This is a genomic window from Nitrospirota bacterium, from assembly GCA_040752355.1.
In the GTDB taxonomy this organism is placed as follows: Bacteria; Nitrospirota; Thermodesulfovibrionia; order Thermodesulfovibrionales; family Dissulfurispiraceae; genus JBFMCP01.
This window is the reverse complement of record JBFMHE010000005.1, coordinates 15,802-32,880: the sequence shown is the minus strand read 5'-3', so window position 1 is coordinate 32,880 and position 17,079 is coordinate 15,802. Positions and strand designations below refer to the sequence as shown.

19 protein-coding genes are annotated in these 17,079 nt (G+C 60.9%); 5 read left to right on the top strand and 14 right to left on the bottom strand.

Translation table 11 applies throughout. The features are described from left to right. The first annotated feature begins 108 nt into the window (after nt 1-108). The gene (locus AB1805_04950; protein MEW5744774.1) at nt 109-1,134 is read left to right on the top strand and encodes a trypsin-like serine protease; all 1,026 of its coding nucleotides are present in this window, start codon (nt 109-111) and stop codon (nt 1,132-1,134) included. Nucleotides 1,135-1,185: 51 nt separating this feature from the next. On the opposite strand, the gene AB1805_04945 is transcribed toward AB1805_04950, so the two are convergent. Beyond that, on the bottom strand, nt 1,186-1,419 hold the full coding sequence (locus AB1805_04945) for a YtxH domain-containing protein (protein MEW5744773.1): 234 nt from the start codon (nt 1,417-1,419) through the stop codon (nt 1,186-1,188). A gap of 168 nt (nt 1,420-1,587) precedes the next feature. On the opposite strand from AB1805_04945, the gene AB1805_04940 reads away from it, so the two are divergent. Then, the gene (locus AB1805_04940; GenBank protein ID MEW5744772.1) at nt 1,588-3,486 is read left to right on the top strand and encodes a UvrD-helicase domain-containing protein; all 1,899 of its coding nucleotides are present in this window, start codon (nt 1,588-1,590) and stop codon (nt 3,484-3,486) included. Nucleotides 3,487-3,496: 10 nt separating this feature from the next. On the opposite strand, the gene AB1805_04935 is transcribed toward AB1805_04940, so the two are convergent. The 8 genes from AB1805_04935 to AB1805_04900 form a co-directional block, all read right to left on the bottom strand. Continuing rightward, complete coding sequence (locus AB1805_04935; GenBank protein ID MEW5744771.1) at nt 3,497-3,898, bottom strand: type II toxin-antitoxin system VapC family toxin; 402 nt, start codon at nt 3,896-3,898, stop codon at nt 3,497-3,499. After that, on the bottom strand, nt 3,895-4,125 hold the full coding sequence (gene vapB / locus AB1805_04930; protein MEW5744770.1) for a type II toxin-antitoxin system VapB family antitoxin: 231 nt from the start codon (nt 4,123-4,125) through the stop codon (nt 3,895-3,897). Before vapB ends, AB1805_04935 begins: the two co-directional genes overlap by 4 nt. A 175-nt stretch (nt 4,126-4,300) precedes the next feature. Continuing rightward, nucleotides 4,301-5,692, bottom strand: a complete 1,392-nt coding sequence (locus tag AB1805_04925; GenBank protein MEW5744769.1) for an amidohydrolase family protein — start codon at nt 5,690-5,692, stop codon at nt 4,301-4,303. 157 nt (nt 5,693-5,849) lie between these two features. Continuing rightward, nucleotides 5,850-6,389: a hypothetical protein gene (locus tag AB1805_04920; protein ID MEW5744768.1), complete on the bottom strand. Its 540-nt coding sequence runs from the start codon at nt 6,387-6,389 to the stop codon at nt 5,850-5,852. A gap of 39 nt (nt 6,390-6,428) precedes the next feature. Continuing rightward, complete coding sequence (locus AB1805_04915) at nt 6,429-6,725, bottom strand: hypothetical protein (GenBank protein ID MEW5744767.1); 297 nt, start codon at nt 6,723-6,725, stop codon at nt 6,429-6,431. A gap of 94 nt (nt 6,726-6,819) precedes the next feature. After that, nucleotides 6,820-8,235 (bottom strand): sigma-70 family RNA polymerase sigma factor, encoded by a 1,416-nt coding sequence (locus tag AB1805_04910; GenBank protein ID MEW5744766.1) that lies wholly within the window; start codon nt 8,233-8,235, stop codon nt 6,820-6,822. A gap of 239 nt (nt 8,236-8,474) precedes the next feature. Then, nucleotides 8,475-10,634 (bottom strand): carboxy terminal-processing peptidase, encoded by a 2,160-nt coding sequence (locus tag AB1805_04905; GenBank protein ID MEW5744765.1) that lies wholly within the window; start codon nt 10,632-10,634, stop codon nt 8,475-8,477. A gap of 185 nt (nt 10,635-10,819) precedes the next feature. Beyond that, entirely contained in the window at nt 10,820-11,029 is a 210-nt protein-coding gene (locus AB1805_04900; GenBank protein ID MEW5744764.1) for a hypothetical protein, read from the bottom strand. 180 nt (nt 11,030-11,209) lie between these two features. Here AB1805_04900 and AB1805_04895 point away from each other — a divergent pair, with 180 nt between their 5' ends. Together AB1805_04895 and AB1805_04890 are read left to right on the top strand one after the other, a co-directional pair. After that, nucleotides 11,210-12,238 (top strand): beta-propeller fold lactonase family protein, encoded by a 1,029-nt coding sequence (locus AB1805_04895; GenBank protein MEW5744763.1) that lies wholly within the window; start codon nt 11,210-11,212, stop codon nt 12,236-12,238. A 52-nt stretch (nt 12,239-12,290) separates the two neighbouring features. After that, a complete protein-coding gene (locus AB1805_04890) occupies nt 12,291-12,557 on the top strand; it encodes a PilZ domain-containing protein (protein MEW5744762.1) in 267 nt (88 codons plus the stop codon). A gap of 32 nt (nt 12,558-12,589) precedes the next feature. Here AB1805_04890 and xseB read toward each other — a convergent pair whose 3' ends face one another. From xseB to AB1805_04870, 4 genes are read right to left on the bottom strand one after another with little or no spacing between them, the layout of a single operon-like run. Further along, the gene (gene xseB, locus AB1805_04885; protein ID MEW5744761.1) at nt 12,590-12,874 is read right to left on the bottom strand and encodes an exodeoxyribonuclease VII small subunit; all 285 of its coding nucleotides are present in this window, start codon (nt 12,872-12,874) and stop codon (nt 12,590-12,592) included. Beyond that, nucleotides 12,810-14,135, bottom strand: a complete 1,326-nt coding sequence (xseA, locus tag AB1805_04880) for an exodeoxyribonuclease VII large subunit (protein MEW5744760.1) — start codon at nt 14,133-14,135, stop codon at nt 12,810-12,812. Before xseA ends, xseB begins: the two co-directional genes overlap by 65 nt. A gap of 60 nt (nt 14,136-14,195) precedes the next feature. Next, nucleotides 14,196-14,402, bottom strand: coding sequence for a hypothetical protein (locus AB1805_04875; protein MEW5744759.1), 207 nt, complete (start codon nt 14,400-14,402; stop codon nt 14,196-14,198). A gap of 50 nt (nt 14,403-14,452) precedes the next feature. Further along, nucleotides 14,453-14,902, bottom strand: a complete 450-nt coding sequence (locus tag AB1805_04870; protein MEW5744758.1) for a hypothetical protein — start codon at nt 14,900-14,902, stop codon at nt 14,453-14,455. A gap of 458 nt (nt 14,903-15,360) precedes the next feature. Between AB1805_04870 and AB1805_04865 the strand changes: the two genes are divergently transcribed. Continuing rightward, nucleotides 15,361-15,744 carry a hypothetical protein gene (locus tag AB1805_04865; GenBank protein MEW5744757.1) on the top strand — a complete coding sequence of 128 codons (384 nt, stop codon included), beginning with the start codon at nt 15,361-15,363 and terminating at the stop codon, nt 15,742-15,744. A gap of 197 nt (nt 15,745-15,941) precedes the next feature. Here AB1805_04865 and AB1805_04860 read toward each other — a convergent pair whose 3' ends face one another. Further along, nucleotides 15,942-17,054, bottom strand: coding sequence for a radical SAM protein (locus AB1805_04860; protein MEW5744756.1), 1,113 nt, complete (start codon nt 17,052-17,054; stop codon nt 15,942-15,944). Between the last annotated feature and the right edge of the window lie 25 nt (nt 17,055-17,079).

The window sequence follows — 17,079 nt, the reverse complement described above, 5'->3', positions numbered from 1 at the left end:
ACCGCTCGTCTCTCAGCACCCCTGCTCGCTCGTAACACGCCACCCTCAATGCTGCCGCCGGGGCAGCGGCACCCGCTCCCGCTGCGGCGCAATGAAAGGAGCAGAGGCATGATACGTACAGCTTGCATCCCAGACCGAACCGACAGAACAGTATCGGCCGCGCGCGCAACCGCCCTCTTTCTTTTCCTGCTCACGGTGATCCCCTGCATCCCGGTACAAGCGGCGGACGACCCCGGAGGGGGCTTTCTCTCCCTTCCCCCCTCCTCGCGCCCGGCGCTCACCACGGCAGGCGCTCCCGCAGACCGTGCGGTGACCCCGACGAGCTTCTACGACGGCGTTGCCCGGGTGCTCATCACCACCCCGGCCGGAACGGTCGGATGCACCGGCGCCCTCCTCAACAGCGGCCTCCATGTGCTCACCGCAGCGCATTGCCTCACCGACGATACGGGCAGGCTTGCCGCGCAGTCGGCGACAGCGAGCTTCTTCTTTTCGGGCGGAAGACAGGACGTTCAAGGTGCGTCGTATGCACTGCATCCCGGATGGAACGGCGATATCGGCCACGGCAGCGACATCGCGCTCATACGGCTCTCCGGAAGGGCCGGGACGCGCGGCTACGAGCTCTTCAGGGACGAGGAGTTCATCGGCGGCGTCGCCGACCTGGCGGGCTACGGCGATACAGGGACCGGCACGACGGGATCGGTAGAGGGCTCCTTCGGCGCCCTGCGCGCAGGGACGAACCGGCTCGACACCTTCTGGGACATCCCGGGCCTCCCCTTTGCCTACGACTTCGACGACGGGTCAGCGGAACGGGACACCATCGGCAATCTCTTCGGCGTCCCCGACCGGGGGACCGGTGCGAGCGAGGTGATGACCGCGCCGGGAGACTCGGGCGCGCCTGCCTTCATCGACTTCAAGATCGCGGGCGTCCACTCCTTCGGCGCTACGTTCGGCGTTCCCTTTGACATCGACAATGAGCTGAACGACACCTTCGGAGAGCTCGGCGGCGGCACGCGCGTCGCCCCATACGCCTCCTGGGTCGACGGCGTCGTTGCAGCGCCCGAGCCGGGCACCTTCGCCCTCTGCGCATTGGGCGCTATCGCCCTGATCTCGTACTATAGAAGAAAATCTCGATAGGGGGAGAGGGGGCGGGGAATGGTATGCCCCGCCCCCTCTCTCAAACAATTATTATTTTGACATCTTGCCCATGCTTTTCTGCACGCGCACTGCGTATTCTTTCGCATCGTCGGCCATGCGGTTCGCGTAGTCCCGCGCATCCTCGGCCATGTCGGTGATGCGCCGACGCATCTTCTTGCCCGAATGCGGGGTAAGGAGCATCGCCAGCCCCGCTCCGACAAAGCCTCCTATCAAAGCCGAGTAGATGATGCCGCTCCGCCCGTTGTCTCTTCCGCTGAAAAACATAGAGCACCTCCCTGACAGGAATAAAAACAGACGTTCTTACTTAAAGGGTACCACTAAGCTGCTCCATGGTCAATGAAAGGGGGCAATAAAGGCTCGGGGGAGGCCCGGGGCAACGGCATCGTGCCCGCCGGCGCCCCCAGCTGTTATAATAGCGGAGAGGCGTTTATTTTGATACTCGACGATCTGAATCCACAGCAGCGCGAAGCGGTCGAACACTTCGGCGCCCCCCTGCTCGTGCTCGCCGGCGCCGGCTCGGGCAAGACAAAGGTCATTACCCACAAGATCGCCTGGCTCATTCAGGAGAAGGGGATCAGGCCGAACCGTATCCTCGCCATCACCTTTACCAAAAAGGCTGCCCGGGAGATGCAGGAGCGCGTGGAGCAGCTGCTCGCCATCCGGCCGAAATGGATATCCACCTTTCATGCCTTCTGCGTGCGGGTGCTCCGCGAGAGCGTCGAAGCCCTCGACCGGGGCTTCGACCGGAAGTTCCTCATCTACGACGAAGACGACAGTATCAAGGTCCTGAAGGATATCCTGCGCGGTCTCAACAGGGATATCCGGGAGGCCGACAAGGCGAAGGCGGTCATCTCGAAGGCGAAGCAGGAATACCGGGAGAGTATCGTCGACTACGTTTCCCGGCTGGCCTTCCCCGCTTCGACCTATGCGGCCGTCGCCGGGCAGTACCAGGCCGAGCTCGAACGGAGCAATGCCATGGACTACGACGACCTCATTTATTATGTGGTAGACCTCTTCGTAAAGAAACCCGGGCTCCGGAAGCTCTGGCAGGAGCGCTTCGATTATATCCTCGTGGATGAGTACCAGGACACCAACAAGATCCAGTATATGCTGGTCAATCTCCTCGTCGGCGACCGGGGGAATATCTGCGTGGTCGGCGATCCCCAGCAGTGCATCTATACCTGGCGCGGCGCCCATCCGCTGAACATCCTCAATTTCGCCGAGGACCACGCGGCGCGCGAGACGAAGCTCGAGGTCAACTACCGCTCGACCAGGAAGATCCTCGACATCGCCAACAAGATCATCGCCCGGGCGGACCGGGTGTGGGAGGGCAAGATCCTCGAGCTCTCGACGGTCAGGGAGGACGGGGGCGAGGTGCGGTATACCCGCGGCTACGATGACGAGGCCGAGTGCTCCTTTATTGCCGAGAAGATCGGCGACCTCGCGGACCAGGGCTGCCGCTACGCGGACATGGCGGTCCTGATGCGCATGTCCTTCGTGTCGCGGGGGATCGAGCATACCTTCGTCCGCTACGGCATACCCTACGAGATCATCGGCGGCCCGGCGTTCTACGACCGGGCGGAGATAAAGGATATCCTCTCCTACCTCCGCGTTATCGCGAACCGGAGAGACAAGGCGGGGTTCGACCGGATCGTGAATGTCCCGCCCCGCTCGATTGGCGCGCAGACGCTGGCGAAGATAAAGGAACGGTTCGTCACGGACTGGGTGCAGGCGCTGCGGGATACGAAGCTCGGAGCGCGCCAGCGGGCCCATGCCGACCGGCTCGCCGATATCATCGAATCGTACGGGGACAGCGTCGAGGAGAAGCCCTACACGGTCATGATGGAGCTCCTGCGCGACCTGCACTACGACGATTACCTCGTCGACCATTACAAGGACGACTACGAGGACCGGAGGGGCAATATCTCGGAACTGGCCAATGTTCTGAAGACGGTGGAGAGCGAGGGAACGCCGTTTTCCGAGTTCCTCGAAGAGAACCTCCTCTCCCAGGACCAGGACCGGATCGGCGGCGGCGATACGGTGAAGGTGATGACCATCCATGCTGCCAAGGGCCTCGAGTTCCCGGCCGTCTTCGTCATGGCGCTGGAAGAGGAGATATTCCCCTCGGCGAGGGCGCTCGAGAGCCTCTCCCAGATGGAAGAGGAGCGGCGGCTCTTCTATGTCGCGGTCACCAGGGCGAAGGAGCGGCTCTATCTCTCCTCAGCGTCGCGCAGGATGCGCTTCGGCGACGTGATGTTCTCGCTCGAGTCGCGCTATATCGACGAGATACGGGACGAGCTGACGGCTCGGGAAGAGGAAGAGGCGTTCTGATCTCCTGCCGTTAGGCGGTCCAGTCGGTAACTTTCAATCCCTCTATTCGGCCGAATTCTCTCATATTGTTCGTAATGAGCGTCACGCCGAGGCTGAGGGCATGCGCTCCTATGAGCATATCCATTGAGCCGGCAGGCATACCGTTTTTCTCGAGCATCGATCGGACCGTGCCATACGCTTCCGCAGCACGCTCGTCGAACGCGGCGATCTCGAGGGGCAGGATGAATTCATGCAGCGCAAGCCGGTTTCTCTGGACATGCCGGCTCTTTGCAACACCGTACTCGAGCTCGGCAAGAACGATGGAGGAGATGCCGATATCGCCCACGGTGTACGCTTTGAAGCGATGCAGCACTTTTTCCGGCTTTTGTTTGATAAGGTAAATACAGGTATTGGTATCCAGCATGAACTTCACGAAAAGCTCTCCCGCGTCTCTGTCTTTGGCTGCACCCTCTCGGACATGAAATCATCCGAGAATTTTCTCAGGCTCTCTACGAGAGGATCCCAGGAGCTGCTCTTGGGGATAAGCACGACCGCGCCTCCTATTTTCTTGATGAATACCTGGTCGTCCTTGAACCTGAATTCTTTGGGCAGCCGCACCGCCTGACTCTGGCCGTTGCGGAATATTTTTGCCGTCTTCATTACCCCACCTCCATAATATATATTACGAGTATATACTTTGGCAGGGAAATACGCAAGGATGGCAAACGGCAGGGAGCTCCCCGCGTGCTCGATGAAGATCGTATCGGGCTCGAAGAAGTTCCGCGGCAGAGTCGCCTCTGCCGCGGAACCGTGAGCGAATAACGCGGTAAGTTTTTTATCGCTGCGCCTTCACCAGGTCGGGCCCTGCCTCGGTCTTCACCTTGTAGAGCCGCGCCCCGTTGCCGGCGAAGATCAGCTGCTTCACTTCGCCGTCGGCAGGACCGAGCGGCGTATAACCGAACTTTTTCTGCAGGTCGGCAGGGATCTCGATGCGGCGGAAGGCCTCGATCTGCCACTGGGGCGAGCCGTAGAACACCGAGTCCGTGCCCCAGAGCACATGGTCCGCGCCGAGCCCTTTGATCAGGGTGCCCAGTATTCCCGCACAATAGCGGGGGCTGCTGACCGCGGTAAGCGCAAAGGTGTTGCCTATCTCGCCGTAGACGTTCTTCACCCCGTACTGCTGGGGTATGGCCGCCAGCTCGCTCACCCACGGGATATGCCCCGTCCTCTCGAAATTCTTTACGTCATCCCTGGACGGCGGCTCTCCTTTCATGATGCCCGCGTGATAGATGATGAAGTTCAGCTGCGGCCAGTCCTTCGCCGCCTTCCCCACATCGGCGACCGAGCCGTACCGCCAGGTCTTCCCCATCGTCTTCTTGTACCCCGGGGGCAGCAGCCCCTTATGGATACAGACGTTGGTGATGCCCGCCTTCGCCATCCTCTCATAAGCGGGGTAGACGAGCTTCTCGTCATCCATCCTCCAGGGATACCGGGAGCTGTCGAAGGGCGCGCCGGTGGTGTAGCCCTTCCAGGCGTCAGGCTGGTACTCGACAATAGCCCGGTCCAGGGCCTCCCTCCACTCCGGATGCCCCGGCGTGAACACGGCATGGCTGTACATGATCTTCCTTCCCGCTTTCCTGTTCACCGCCTCGCGCGTCTTCGCTATCTCGTCGTTATGGATGAACCACTTCTTCGGGTCGTCGTTGGGAGCGCTCGTGAGGAGCGCTATCTTCGTGTCGCTGAGCTCGTAGATCTCCCGGTAATAATTATCGAAACGGATCTTCTCGAGGCTCTCCTGTTCGCCCTTGAGCTGAGGATTCCATTTTTTCGCCATCTCCCTGAGCTTCAGGATAGCTTCGGAACCGTACCGCGGGCTGACAAAGTGGGTCTGGACATCGAAGATGAACTGGCCGGAAAGGGCGTCCCTTCTCGCCTGGGCGAATGCGGGGTCAGCGGCCTCTGCGGGATGAACGGCAAAGAAGTCGCCGAATACCGAGTTCAGCGCCATGAATGCTGCCGCCATGCCGCAGCTCGTTTTGAGGAACTCCCGCCTGGTCATGCCCAGTCGCTCCCCGCAGGTCCCGGCCAGCTCCCGGGTAATCGCCTCGACCCTTCGCTGCTCCGCCGACTGGAGCGGCCGAGCGGGGTCGGTCTCGAGCACGCTGGTGACCGGTACGGGAAATGGGAGAGCTTCTTCTCCCCTGCGCTTACGGCGTTGAGTGCCCATCAGCTCCTCCTCATGGTTTTCAGGCAAGAGTTAATAATAGTCGGCTGTGCGGAATGACGATACTGCAGCGGCACGACAACTTACCTAGAGTCTATCATGGATATACGGCAGGGACAATGCCGGTCAGCGCCGCTCGAAAAGGCAGGCGGGCCCCCCGTCAGTCGAGCCTGACGAAGGGATACTGCCGCAGCTCATCCCGGGTCCAGAGCGAGAGGCCGGCGCGCTGGTCGACGGTCTCGACGGCAATGATGAGGTCGGGGTCATCGAAGGTGATCCGGCTAGGAGCCCCGAGCCGCTCGGCTGCGGCGAGGAGCGCCGCGTCGAGGAGATGCTCTTCATCGAGGCTCGAGAGCCTGCCTTTGAAGCCGCGGCGGTGCATCCTCACATGGAAGCTCTTTCCCGCAATGGCCGGCGCCCAGGAAAGGACGGCCTCCTGCGCAGAGCGTTCGAACTCTTCCGGGGATTGGAACATGAAGGTACGGCTGACCGGTACGATCCGGGAGAGGAAGGAGAGTGACGGCGGGTCCTCCTCGTGCACCCTGCGGAGCCCGTCGAGCAGGCGGCGCGTATCGTCCACCTGCATGACGAGTATGTTATAGAAGGCGGTCTTGCTCAGCCGTCCGAGAGGGCCGAGCACCCGGAAGGCCTGCTTGAACCCGTGCTCGTTGACGCTGACGACCACGTTCCAGTCATGCATACTCTCATGGTAGCATGTTTTGGAACAGCGGTCACCCTGTTACCGGAGCGAAACGGCTGCATCCATTGCACGCGGCGCACGCGGTCCCGCTGCGGTCTTCGCCACCATGTCCAGCAGCGTGAGCCTGTGGGCCGCGCTCATCCCGGCCATGGTCGCGCAGAGCTCGAACCCTGCTCCCTTGAAGAAGCTGAAGCCCTCCCTGCTGCGCGCAGGGGTCCAGAGGTCCTCGAGAGCCTGGAGGATAATCGATTCCGCAAGCTGCTTCAACGGATGTGCTTCTGCGACTCCTGATGCCCCGACGGCACGCTTCCTGATCGAGACGGCTCCCGTAGTCATAATGCCCTCCTGCAGTATCGTTGAACTGCCCCTCAGCTATCGGCCCCTTAGTTATCGGTTGAAGGACCTCATTCTTTACCGGCCTCCTCCGCGCTCAGCTCAACAGGGCGCCCATCGGGGCCTGGAGCTTCCGCATCGCCCGCTCCTGGAGCTGTCTGACGCGCTCCCGGGTCACCTCGAACTCCTGTCCTATCTCGTCGAGGGTGAGCGGCTGCCCGCAGCCGATGCCGAAGCGCTTCCTGATGACCATCTCTTCTTTCGTCGAGAGCGACGACAGTATCCTGTCGATATGCAGCTTCATCTCTTCGCGGACCGCCCGGTCGAAGGGCGAGGGGGTGGAGGTGTCCTCGATGAACTCCTTCAGCAGCGCGTCATCCTCGCCGACGGCGGCGTCGAGGGAGAGCGGCTCGTCGGATATCTTCAGGACATCGAAGACCCTCTCGACCGGGAGCGCTGCCCTGCGCGCAATCTCTTCGGGCTCGGGCTTCACCCCGAACTCCTGGGTATAGGTGCTCATTATCTTGTGCACCGCGTACATGTTCTCGATCATATGGACCGGTATGCGTATGGTCCTCGAATAGTCCGACACCGCCCTGCCGATCGCCTGCCGGATCCACCACGTGGCGTAGGTGCTGAACTTGAACCCCTTCCGGTAGTCGAACCGGTCCGCGGCCTTCATGAGGCCGAGGTTTCCCTCCTGGATGAGGTCCTCGAGGCTCAATCCTTTGCCGCTGTAGCGCTTCGCCACGCTGACGACGAGGCGGAGATTCGGCTCGATGATCTGCCGCCTCGCCTCGTCCACGTCCGCTTCGGCGCGCTCGAGGCGGGCCAGCGCCGTATCAAAGGCGGGAAGCTTCAGGCCGATGCGCGCCTCGAGCGCGGTAATGCGCTGCCTGCTCCGCCTGCCCTCGGCAGTGCGCCGCTGCCGCTGCTCCATGCCATCCCAGCGGGCCTGCGCCTCCCTGAGCTGCAGGGCGAGCTCCTTCAGCTCCCGGGAAAAAACGCTCAGCGCCTCGTCGTTCATGTGCAATGCCCTGACCTTCTCGATTACCGCATCGCCGGCGCTCCGCGCCGTACGCTGCTGCAGCGCCTCCCGCAGCGCCCTGATGCCCTGAATGAATTTCTTCCGCTGCTGTGCGCGCTCCCTTTCGGACCACTCCTCATCCTCTTTCATCACCGCTGCAAGGGGGAGCTCGCCTTTCTCGACCATCGTGCCGAGCTCAACGAGCTTTGCGAGGGCGCAGGGCACGCTGAAGATGACCGCATACACCCGCAGCTTCGTCTCTTCCAGCTGCTGCGCGAGCAGCCGCTCCTTGTCCTTGTTCAACAGCGGGGTCGTGCTGATCTCTTTAAGGTAGACATCGAGAAGACCGTCGTCATAAGCAGAGGCGCTCTCGCATTGCTCCTCCCGCTCCTCCAGCGAGGGCACGGAGTCGTCGGCGAAATCATCGGTGAGCTCCTCATCCCGGCAGGTAAAATTCTCCTCGTACATGCTCAGTAGTTCTTTCAAGGGCTCCTCCTCTTCATTGCGTTCGGCGTTCGGCGTTCGGCGGCAGGCGGCTGCCAACTGTCGCCGCTGTGCCTGCTATTACGGGCAATCTCTTCCCTGCACCATGCATCGTTTCTGAAGCCGTCAAAAATATTGTGGCCACTCTCATTGCAAACGAGATGCCAACAGTGTTTTTTATTTAGTTTCAACCTCTTTCTACAGAGGTTGGACGCGCGGTCATTAAAAATGACCGGTCCAGGCTATCTATTTTGAGCTGGTCGGCCCTCGAAAACTGCTGAAAAAACAGGCATTCGCACCTGCAGGGAGCAGGCAGGCCGGCGGCAGGGACGGAAACAAAAAAGGCCGCGCTTCCCGGCTCCGCCGACTCCGGACGCCCCATGCGCCGACCCGGGCACGGAGAGAATGCCGTCAACGCCTTTCAGCTTGAGGGCGGCCTGTGCCGACTCCCGCTCCTTGCGGGCCGTATCGAGGCGGAGCGACTGGAGCGTCTTTTTCCGGTGCTCCTCGAGCCTGCTGCCATCGCTGATAATCGCGGCGAAATCCTTATCGTCCTTGATGCGCTCGCTGCTCTTCAGCTTGAGGGCATTCACCTCGGGAGCAGGGGACTGCCACTTTGCATAGGGCACGGGATTCACCGTATCCCAGGGGAGGGCGAAATCGAGGTACTGCTCGCCTGTCTTCAGCCCTTTCAGGGCATCGGGCAGGATGATATCCGGCACGACGCCCCGGTACTGGGTCGATTCTCCGCTCACCCGGTAGAACTTCTGGATGGTGATCATCAGCGCCCCGAGCGGTTTGTACTGTTCCATGCCGCCGAAAGACATGCTCTCGTTGAGGTCCAGCACCATCTGGACCGTCCCCTTGCCATGGGTATGCTCCCCGCCGATGACAACAGCACGGCCGTAGTCCTGGAGGGCGCCGGCAAGGATTTCGGAAGCCGATGCACTGAACTGGTTCACGAGCACGACCACCGGCCCCCTGTAGTAGACTTCCGGGTCTTCATCGGAGAGGACCGTTACCTTGCCGAGGCCGTTCTTCACCTGGACCACCGGGCCCTCCCTGATGAAGAGGCCGGCGATGTCGACGGCATCGGTGAGGGCGCCGCCGCCGTTGTTTCTCAGGTCGAGCACGAGGCCGCTGATACTCCCGGAGGCGAGCTTCTTCAGCTCCGCCTTCATATCGTCCGTCGAGGTGCGGGCCCTTTCCCCGCTGCCGTGCTGCTCGAAGTCGCGGTAAAAGCTCGGCAGCTTGATATAGCCGAAGCTCTTCCCGCTCTTCTCATCGGTGAGCGTCGTCCCTTTTGCGAAGGTGTCGTCGAGCTGAATCACATCGCGCACAATGGCGATAACGAACGAAGGCATGCCCTGCCGCTTGACCGTGAGCTTCACCTCCGTGCCCTTCTTGCCGCGGATCAGCCTGACGGCGTCCCGGAGCCGCATCTCCGTCACGTCGACCGGGTCGCCGCCCGCCTCGGCGACCTTGAGAATGAGGTCGCCGGCAAGGAGCTGCCCCTGGCGTGCAGCAGGGCCGCCGAGCTTCACGCTCTCCACTTTGATGTTGCCGTCCTCTTCGCGGAGCACCGCCCCGATGCCCTCGAGGGTGCCCTTCATGCTGATATCGAAGTCCTCCTTGCTCGTGGGCGGCATATAGCTGGTATGGGGATCGTACGCCCGCGTTACTGCGCCCAGGTAGCGGTCGTACCGCTCCGACTTCTTCTCCTGCCGCATACGGGCGAACGAGTCTTCGTAGCTCTTCAGCACCTTCTCCCGGGCCTTCTTCCGGAGGTCGGCAGGGCTCTTCTCTTCCTTTCCGCTGCCGGCGCCTTCGTTCTTCTTGCCCCCGGTCTCTGCCTTGGCGTCCTTGGCGTCGTCGAGCAGGGTGAGATACTGGTTGAGCACCTGGTACTTCAGCATCTTGCGCCAGCGCTCCTTCAGCTCCGCCTCGGTGGCGCAGTACTCGAGCTTGTCGGCGTCGGTCTCGACAGTCTCGTCCGCCGAGAAATCGAAATCCTTTGCGAGCAGCTCCTTGATCATTTCCCGTACAGCCGCGGTCCGGCGGTCGACGATCGCCACGCTCACCTCGGGCAGCTCGATCTTCCCGGTGATGAGCTCGTCGTCGATCCTGTCGGCGTAGGTCCTGAGCTTCTCGACATCGTCCCTGAGGAGGAAGCGCTTCTGCCCGTCCAGCTGCTTCAGGTAAAGACCGAAGGCGTCCCGCGACAGGGCGTCGTCCAGCTTCTTCTGGCTGAAGTTGTTCGCTTTGAGGTACTGCAGGAGAACATAGCCCAGCAGGCGCGCCCGGTTGTAGTCCGTGTCATCGGAAGACGGGAAGGCCTGCGCTGCGGGTACCCCCAGGCTGAAACAGCAGATAACAAAACTGACCACGATGCGTCGTATCATATGCGTACATCCTTTCACTGCACGTTACTCTTACCGGCATGCATTATCACGAACCATGTATGCCTGCCCCCCCCTAAAACCAATGATACCAGAAGAGAGCGGGCTATGGAAAGGAATGCCGCCCGGCGTAGGGAATGAGGAAGACACTGTTTACGAGGCGGTCTCTCGTGATGAATACGCGAGAGTTACCCCTCCTTGAGTCTCCTCAGGCCCCGATAGAGCACCAGCATCCCGACGGCGGTGATCGCAGTGTCGAGATAGGGGTAGAGCCTGAACGTATACTGGTAGACGAGCGGCACCTCCTGCACCGGCCGGACATTGCCGATAGCCGCCCAGTAATATGCCGACGCCAGCGTCATGAGCCCTCCGACGACGAGCTCCGCATTGATCCTCATCCCTGCTCCTCCTTGTGGGCCGTATCCGTAAAGCGGGCTGCTCTACAATAGCACACTCCGCCCGGTCCGGCAACGGTATGCCACACCCGTGGTGCAGCCGTTGTACGTTGTCCGGTCCGGCAGTATAATGAGAGTATATCACCGCAGGCAGTTGCGCTCATAACCAAGAAGGAGGTGGCGATGGCCCGCTTGCATGTAACGATAGTGATGATCGGTCTCTGGATTATGAACGCCGTGCTCCCTGTTCCGGCAAATGCGGGGTGGCGCGTCTTCGTACCGTGCAGGCACGCGAACGAGGTCGCCGTCGTCGATATCGACAAAGGCGAGGTGATCAAGACTATTCCCGTCGGCGCCGATCCCTCCTACATCGATGTCAGCCCCGACGGAAAGTACGCCTTTGCCGTCACCACGGCAGCGCAGAAGCTCTACGTCATCAACACCGGCTCGCTGACAGTAGAGCGGGAGCTCCCGCTCGGCGATGCACCCAAAGGCGTCGGGGTGACACCCGACAGCAGGTTTGTCTATGTCGTGAACGAGGGGAAGCGGTCGAATAACGTCTACGTTTTCGAGGCGGCGACGGGAAAGCAGGTCGCGACAGTCCCGGTGGGCACGGCTCCCCATAATGTGGGCTTCAATCCCGTCCGTCCGGTAGCGGTGGTGACCAATGCAGGGGACAACAGCATCACCTTTGTGAATACCGCCGCTCATCGCCCCATACACGATCTCGCCCTGGGGCCGAAGGGTGACGGCCACGATCACGGGCATGGAGCGGAACACTCCCCCGGCGGACCGGGCCATCCCCACAATATAGCCATCACCCCCGACGGCGTATACGGCATGGTTACCAATATGGGCTCCGACGACGTCTCGGTCATCCGGCTCAAGGAGGACAAGCCGCTCCTGCGCATCCCCGTATCAAAGGGACATCACGGCATCGACATAAGCCCGAAGGGCGATTATGCCTACGTCTCGGGCGTGGGCGCCGGTCTCATCACCGTGATCGACCTCAAGACCTGGAAGCCGGTCGCGGCGATCCACGTCGGCAAAGGGCCTCACGGAGTCAAATTCAGCGGCGACGGGAAGTACGCGTTTGTTGCGGTGACGGGCGAGAACACCATCGTCGTTATCGATCCTGAAAAGCGGACCGTGACCAAGAGGATACCGGTCCCCAAGTTCCCTTTCTGGATAGGGGTGCAGGAGGTACGATAGCACCGTACGCCGCGCGTTGCACTTTGCTCGCACCGTATGGTATTGTGTTCCCATGAAAGAGACGAGGCGGGAAAAACGGATGCCCTACGACGCCGAGCTGCGCTATTATTTCTACGGTGAAAGCGGGCAGAAGCGGTATACCTGCCTTGCCATCGATGTGAGCAACAGCGGCCTGGGCATCATTACCGAGACGCCCCTCGAGTTCGGGCAGTTCCTCGCCTTCGAGAGCCTCAGCGGCGGGTTCTCACCCCTGAACGCCGTCGTCCAGTGGAGCATGCCGCTGGCCGGGAAATTCAGGGCCGGCCTCTTTCTCTTCTAGACATCCTGGCGCTGCCCGGCACTATGCAGCGATCAGGGTCCGGTATCGAGATCGTCGGGATCGGCAAGCTCTTCTGCATCGCGCTCCTCCCCATCTTCAGGCCGGCCTTCGGACTGCGCCTCGGCCTCTGCCAGGATCCTGCCGACCTCCTCTTCGGTGGCGCGCAGCCGCTCCTTGCAGAAGGAGATGAGCGTGGTGGCGCGCTTCACCTTTTCGGAGAGCGCATCCACGTCGATATCTTCCGCCTCTATCTCACTGACGATCCGTTCCAGCTCGCTCAAAGCCTGGGAGTAAGCACGTTGCCTGCTCTTGCTCACGCTGTTTCGCCTCCTTCGTCTGTCCGACAATGCTGGTGACCGTCCCGTTATGCAGCCTGGTGGTGATCACCGCCCCCTTCTTCACCTGTGACGCCTCCTTGACCACGGCGCCGTTGCAGCGCGTGATGCTGTAGCCCCGCCGGAGCACCTTGGCGGGATCGAGGAGCCGCACCGCCTGCGCGCAGACCTCCAGTCGTGAGTGCTGCCGCAGCAGCGCTTCCCGCAGCCTTCCCTGAAGCTCCCGCTCCAGGAGCAGAAGCCTGTTCCGCGGCGCGGCGAGACAGGCGGGGATGACGACGAGCTTCTGGGCAATACCGTTCAGCGCATACCGGGCGTCCTTCAGGAGCCGCTCGGCAGAGAGCGAAAGCCGGTGCTGCAGGGAAAGGATACCCTCTTCGAAGCTCCTGATGCCCGACAGGAGGAATTCGGCTACGGCGGTGGGGGTCTTCATCTTCGTATGGGCGACCATATCGGCGATCGTGTCGTCCTTTTCATGGCCGATGCCGGTGATGACCGGCAGGGGGAAACGGGCGATCGCTGCGGCGAGGTCATAGCTGTCGAAGCAGCTGAGGTCGATGGCGGACCCCCCTCCCCTGATGATGACCACGACATCGAAGCGGTCCTGCAGCCGCCTGATCTTCTTCAGCGCGGCAGTGACGGACAGCTCCGCCTCCTGGCCCTGCATCACGGCGGGGAAGAGGATATGGACGAGCTTGTACCCGTAGAGGTTGCCGTCGAGCTGGTTGAAGAAATCGCCGTATCCCGCGGCGGTCGGCGACGATATGACCGCGATATGCTGGGGAACGAGGGGCAGCGGCCGCTTCTTGTTCTCGTCGATGACGCCTTCCCGTCTGAGCCGCTCGATGATCTCCTTTCTCTTGCGCGCCATTTCGCCGAGCGTATAGGTGGGGTCGATATCCTTGACGTTGAGGCTCAGCCCGTAGACCTCGTGAAACGATACCGAGACGAAGAGCAGGAGCCTCATGCCAGGCTTGAGCGGCTCCCCGGCTGCGGCCTTGAACTTCTGGCTCAGCCTCCGGTAGTCGTAGGCCCAGATCGTCGCCTTGACCTGCGCGATGATTTTATCCTCTTCCTTTTCGACGAGCTCGAGATAGCAGTGGCCGCGCTGGTTGCTCTTGCATTCGGCGATCTCCGCCGTCACCCAGCAGGCCCCGGGAAAGGCGTCGCCGAGAGCGGCCTTGATGATCGCTTGCAGCTCGTACAGGCGGTAGGCGGTCCTGTTCGTCGCGGGAGATTCCATGTACGTAATTATACTATAGAACAGGAGAGGGACGACAGGAGCGCAGCAGGTCCGCGGGGCTCAGTTGAGGCAGATCTCGATATCGGTGAGGTTATAGCCGAACGGGTCGAGCGGCGGCGACGTGATCCTCACGTAGAGGCCGTTCTCCCTGAGGAACTCGTGAAAGCTGAAATTGATATCGTAGCGGTAGGCATAGTAGTCCTTCCAGTAGCCCCTGATGGTATTCTCATTCACGTTGGTCAGGACAAAATATTCGTTATCGACCATGAAGAAGAGCATCCTGCATCACCTCCTTGCCGTACCCCCTCGCTCCGGGATTACTTGGTGAACATGTCGACCGTCCTGTATATGAACGACTGCTTATCGATCTCGTATTTGTCCATGAGCCTCCTGAGGGTCTTCTCGAACCGCCGCACGATGAACGAATCGACCATCAGCAGGAAGACGATCGAGAGCATGACCGCCGCCTCGGCAATAAGGCTGAACGAAGGCTCTATGTTGAGCACGGCGGCCGCGGTGAGGAGCAGCACGACGCACATGAGGAAGCCGATGATGTTCACCAGCACGCCGTTGTACCTGACAACCCGCTTCGTGTTCCTGAGCAGCTCGAATTCCAGCTCCGTATTGAACAGCTCTTCCGCATGCTGCCGGGCGCGCTCCACTTCGTTTCTCCTGATCCTGCACTCGATCAGGTTGAGCAGGCGTCTCCGCTCGAAGTCGAGCTCCTTGTCGATACTGCGCCGTTTCCCGGTCTCCCATCTGTTCATGATATACGGCACCTCCTTTTCCGGCTCCCGGCTCCGGCGCCATACGTACGCTCTTTCTTGCGGTGCATCGGTGCATCGGGCCACGATACCGGGGATGTCAAACAGCCGCAGTGCCTTTACCTCATTAATATCGTCTTTTTTGTGCGCTCTTTGACAGTCGGGCGAGACAATTTTGTATCTTCAGGGAACATCTCTGATAACTATGCCGCAGCACGTACAGGAACAGTGGATGGAGGAATGTACGGTGTGCCGGATACAGGCGGCGCCCTTGCCATGCTTCGAGAGCTCCGAATGACCGCTGCCATTGCCGTCGCCCGTTTATTGTTAAATACTATCGCCCCTGACGGGATGTGTCAAGAAACAGCACCCTGCGCAAGGGAAGCGGGCACGGTTTTACACAGCAAAGCATATCCGCTATGCTTTACTGAGGGCCTCTATCGCAATGAGCGGTCAGGACTATGGTGCAGCTCCATCACGCGAATTATAAGCGCCTCCTCCAGGGCAGTCTCATGGGAGCCGTAGGATACCTCCTATCGCCGCTTTCGCCCTGGAACGACGTCTTCCTCAACATCCCGCTCGCCTACTTCGGCGCCTGGGTGGCGAGCCTGGTCTGCCCGGCGGCCTTTCTGCCCGCGTTCATCATCGCCTACTGGATAACGAATATCGCCGGCCTCGTGATCCTGCACAAGGGAGCTGAAACGATAGTGAGAAAGGAAGGAGGGTCAAAACCGTACACCAGGAGGGACGTCATAAGGGACCTGGCCCTCTCCGCGGGCTATACCGTCCTGATCGTGCTCCTTGTCAAGCTCGAGGTCATACGGTCTCCCGGTGAATACTTTTAAAAATGAAAGAGTTTGGAGTCGGGCGAGGTAGAGTAGGTGAGCGGTATTAGCAGCCCAAGCGGAGCAATGGACTGCGGAGCGGGTCGGTACGACTCGATTCCGAGCTGGTACCTCGGAGGCAAACAGGATGTTTGCCGAGAATGAGACGAACATGCTCTACCTCGTCTGACTCCCCTCTGCTCATTCCGTTAGACACTCTAAGGGAGCTCACTGCCGATCGCAGGGGAGAGCCTGAGCTGCGCGTACTCCTTCAGCAGCACGGGATAGAGGGCCGGGTTGAAGAGGATATTGGTCATGAAATAGCACTCGTGCGTACAGCAGCACCGTCCGGCCCGGATGCTCTCGATACTCTTCTTCGCCGAGGCCGAGCGGATTACCGTGCCCATATCGTACTGGCAGTCCCTCACATTGCCGAAGGGCTCCGTCAGCATCTCGCAGGGGAAGACATCGCCGCATTCGGTCAGCACGAGATTGAGCCTGCCCGCATAGCAGGGAACGATCCGCTTCTGCTCGCGCCAAGTGCGGTGAATGAGGCGGCGCTGCAGGATGTCCTGCGCTGCCTTGATCCGCGCTCCGCGGAACCGGTAGACGGGAGCGGTCCTGTCTCTCAGGTTCTCCTCGAGCCGGGCGATCGCCCGGTCATACTTTTCGATATCGATATCTTTATAACGCCTGTCGGCCAGGTCGCCCCGCACCATCGAGATCGTATGCGTCTTTACCGCGGCGAGCCCCTTCACGAAACCGATGATCGCCTCCATCGCGTCCTGGTTTTCGGCGCAGAACACGGTATTGATGCCGAGCTCGAAGTGAGGATAGCGGTCGACAAGCCGGCCCAGCAGCGCACAGGTCTCCATGGTCTTCGCAAAACTGCCCGGGGTGGCGCGCAGGCGGTCGTGGTCGTCACCGAGGCCGTCGAGAGAGAGCTTTACGGCGATGACGCTCTCCCTGCAGCTCCTCACGATCTCCTCCGTCTTGTCCCTGATCACCTCGGGCAGCAGGCCGTTCGTCGGGAAGAGCATTATGGCGGGCCTGTTGTTCCGGTAGAACGTCTCCGCTATGGCGACGAGGTCGCTCCTGAGATAGATCTCTCCTCCCGAAAAGGCGAGCCAGAGGAGCGTGCCAAGGGACCGGGAGACCTTCTCTATCTCATCGAGAGAGAGCTCGGGACGGCCGCCGGAAGGGTCATTGCCGCTCTTGAGATAGAAGCAGAAGGGGCATCGGGCATTGCACCGCCTCGTCAGGAAGAAGGTGAGGTGAATCGGTCTGCTCTTGCGGAAGACCTGCCCTATATGACGCGCCGGCGAGTACATTACCTACCCTAACAAATCTCCGGGC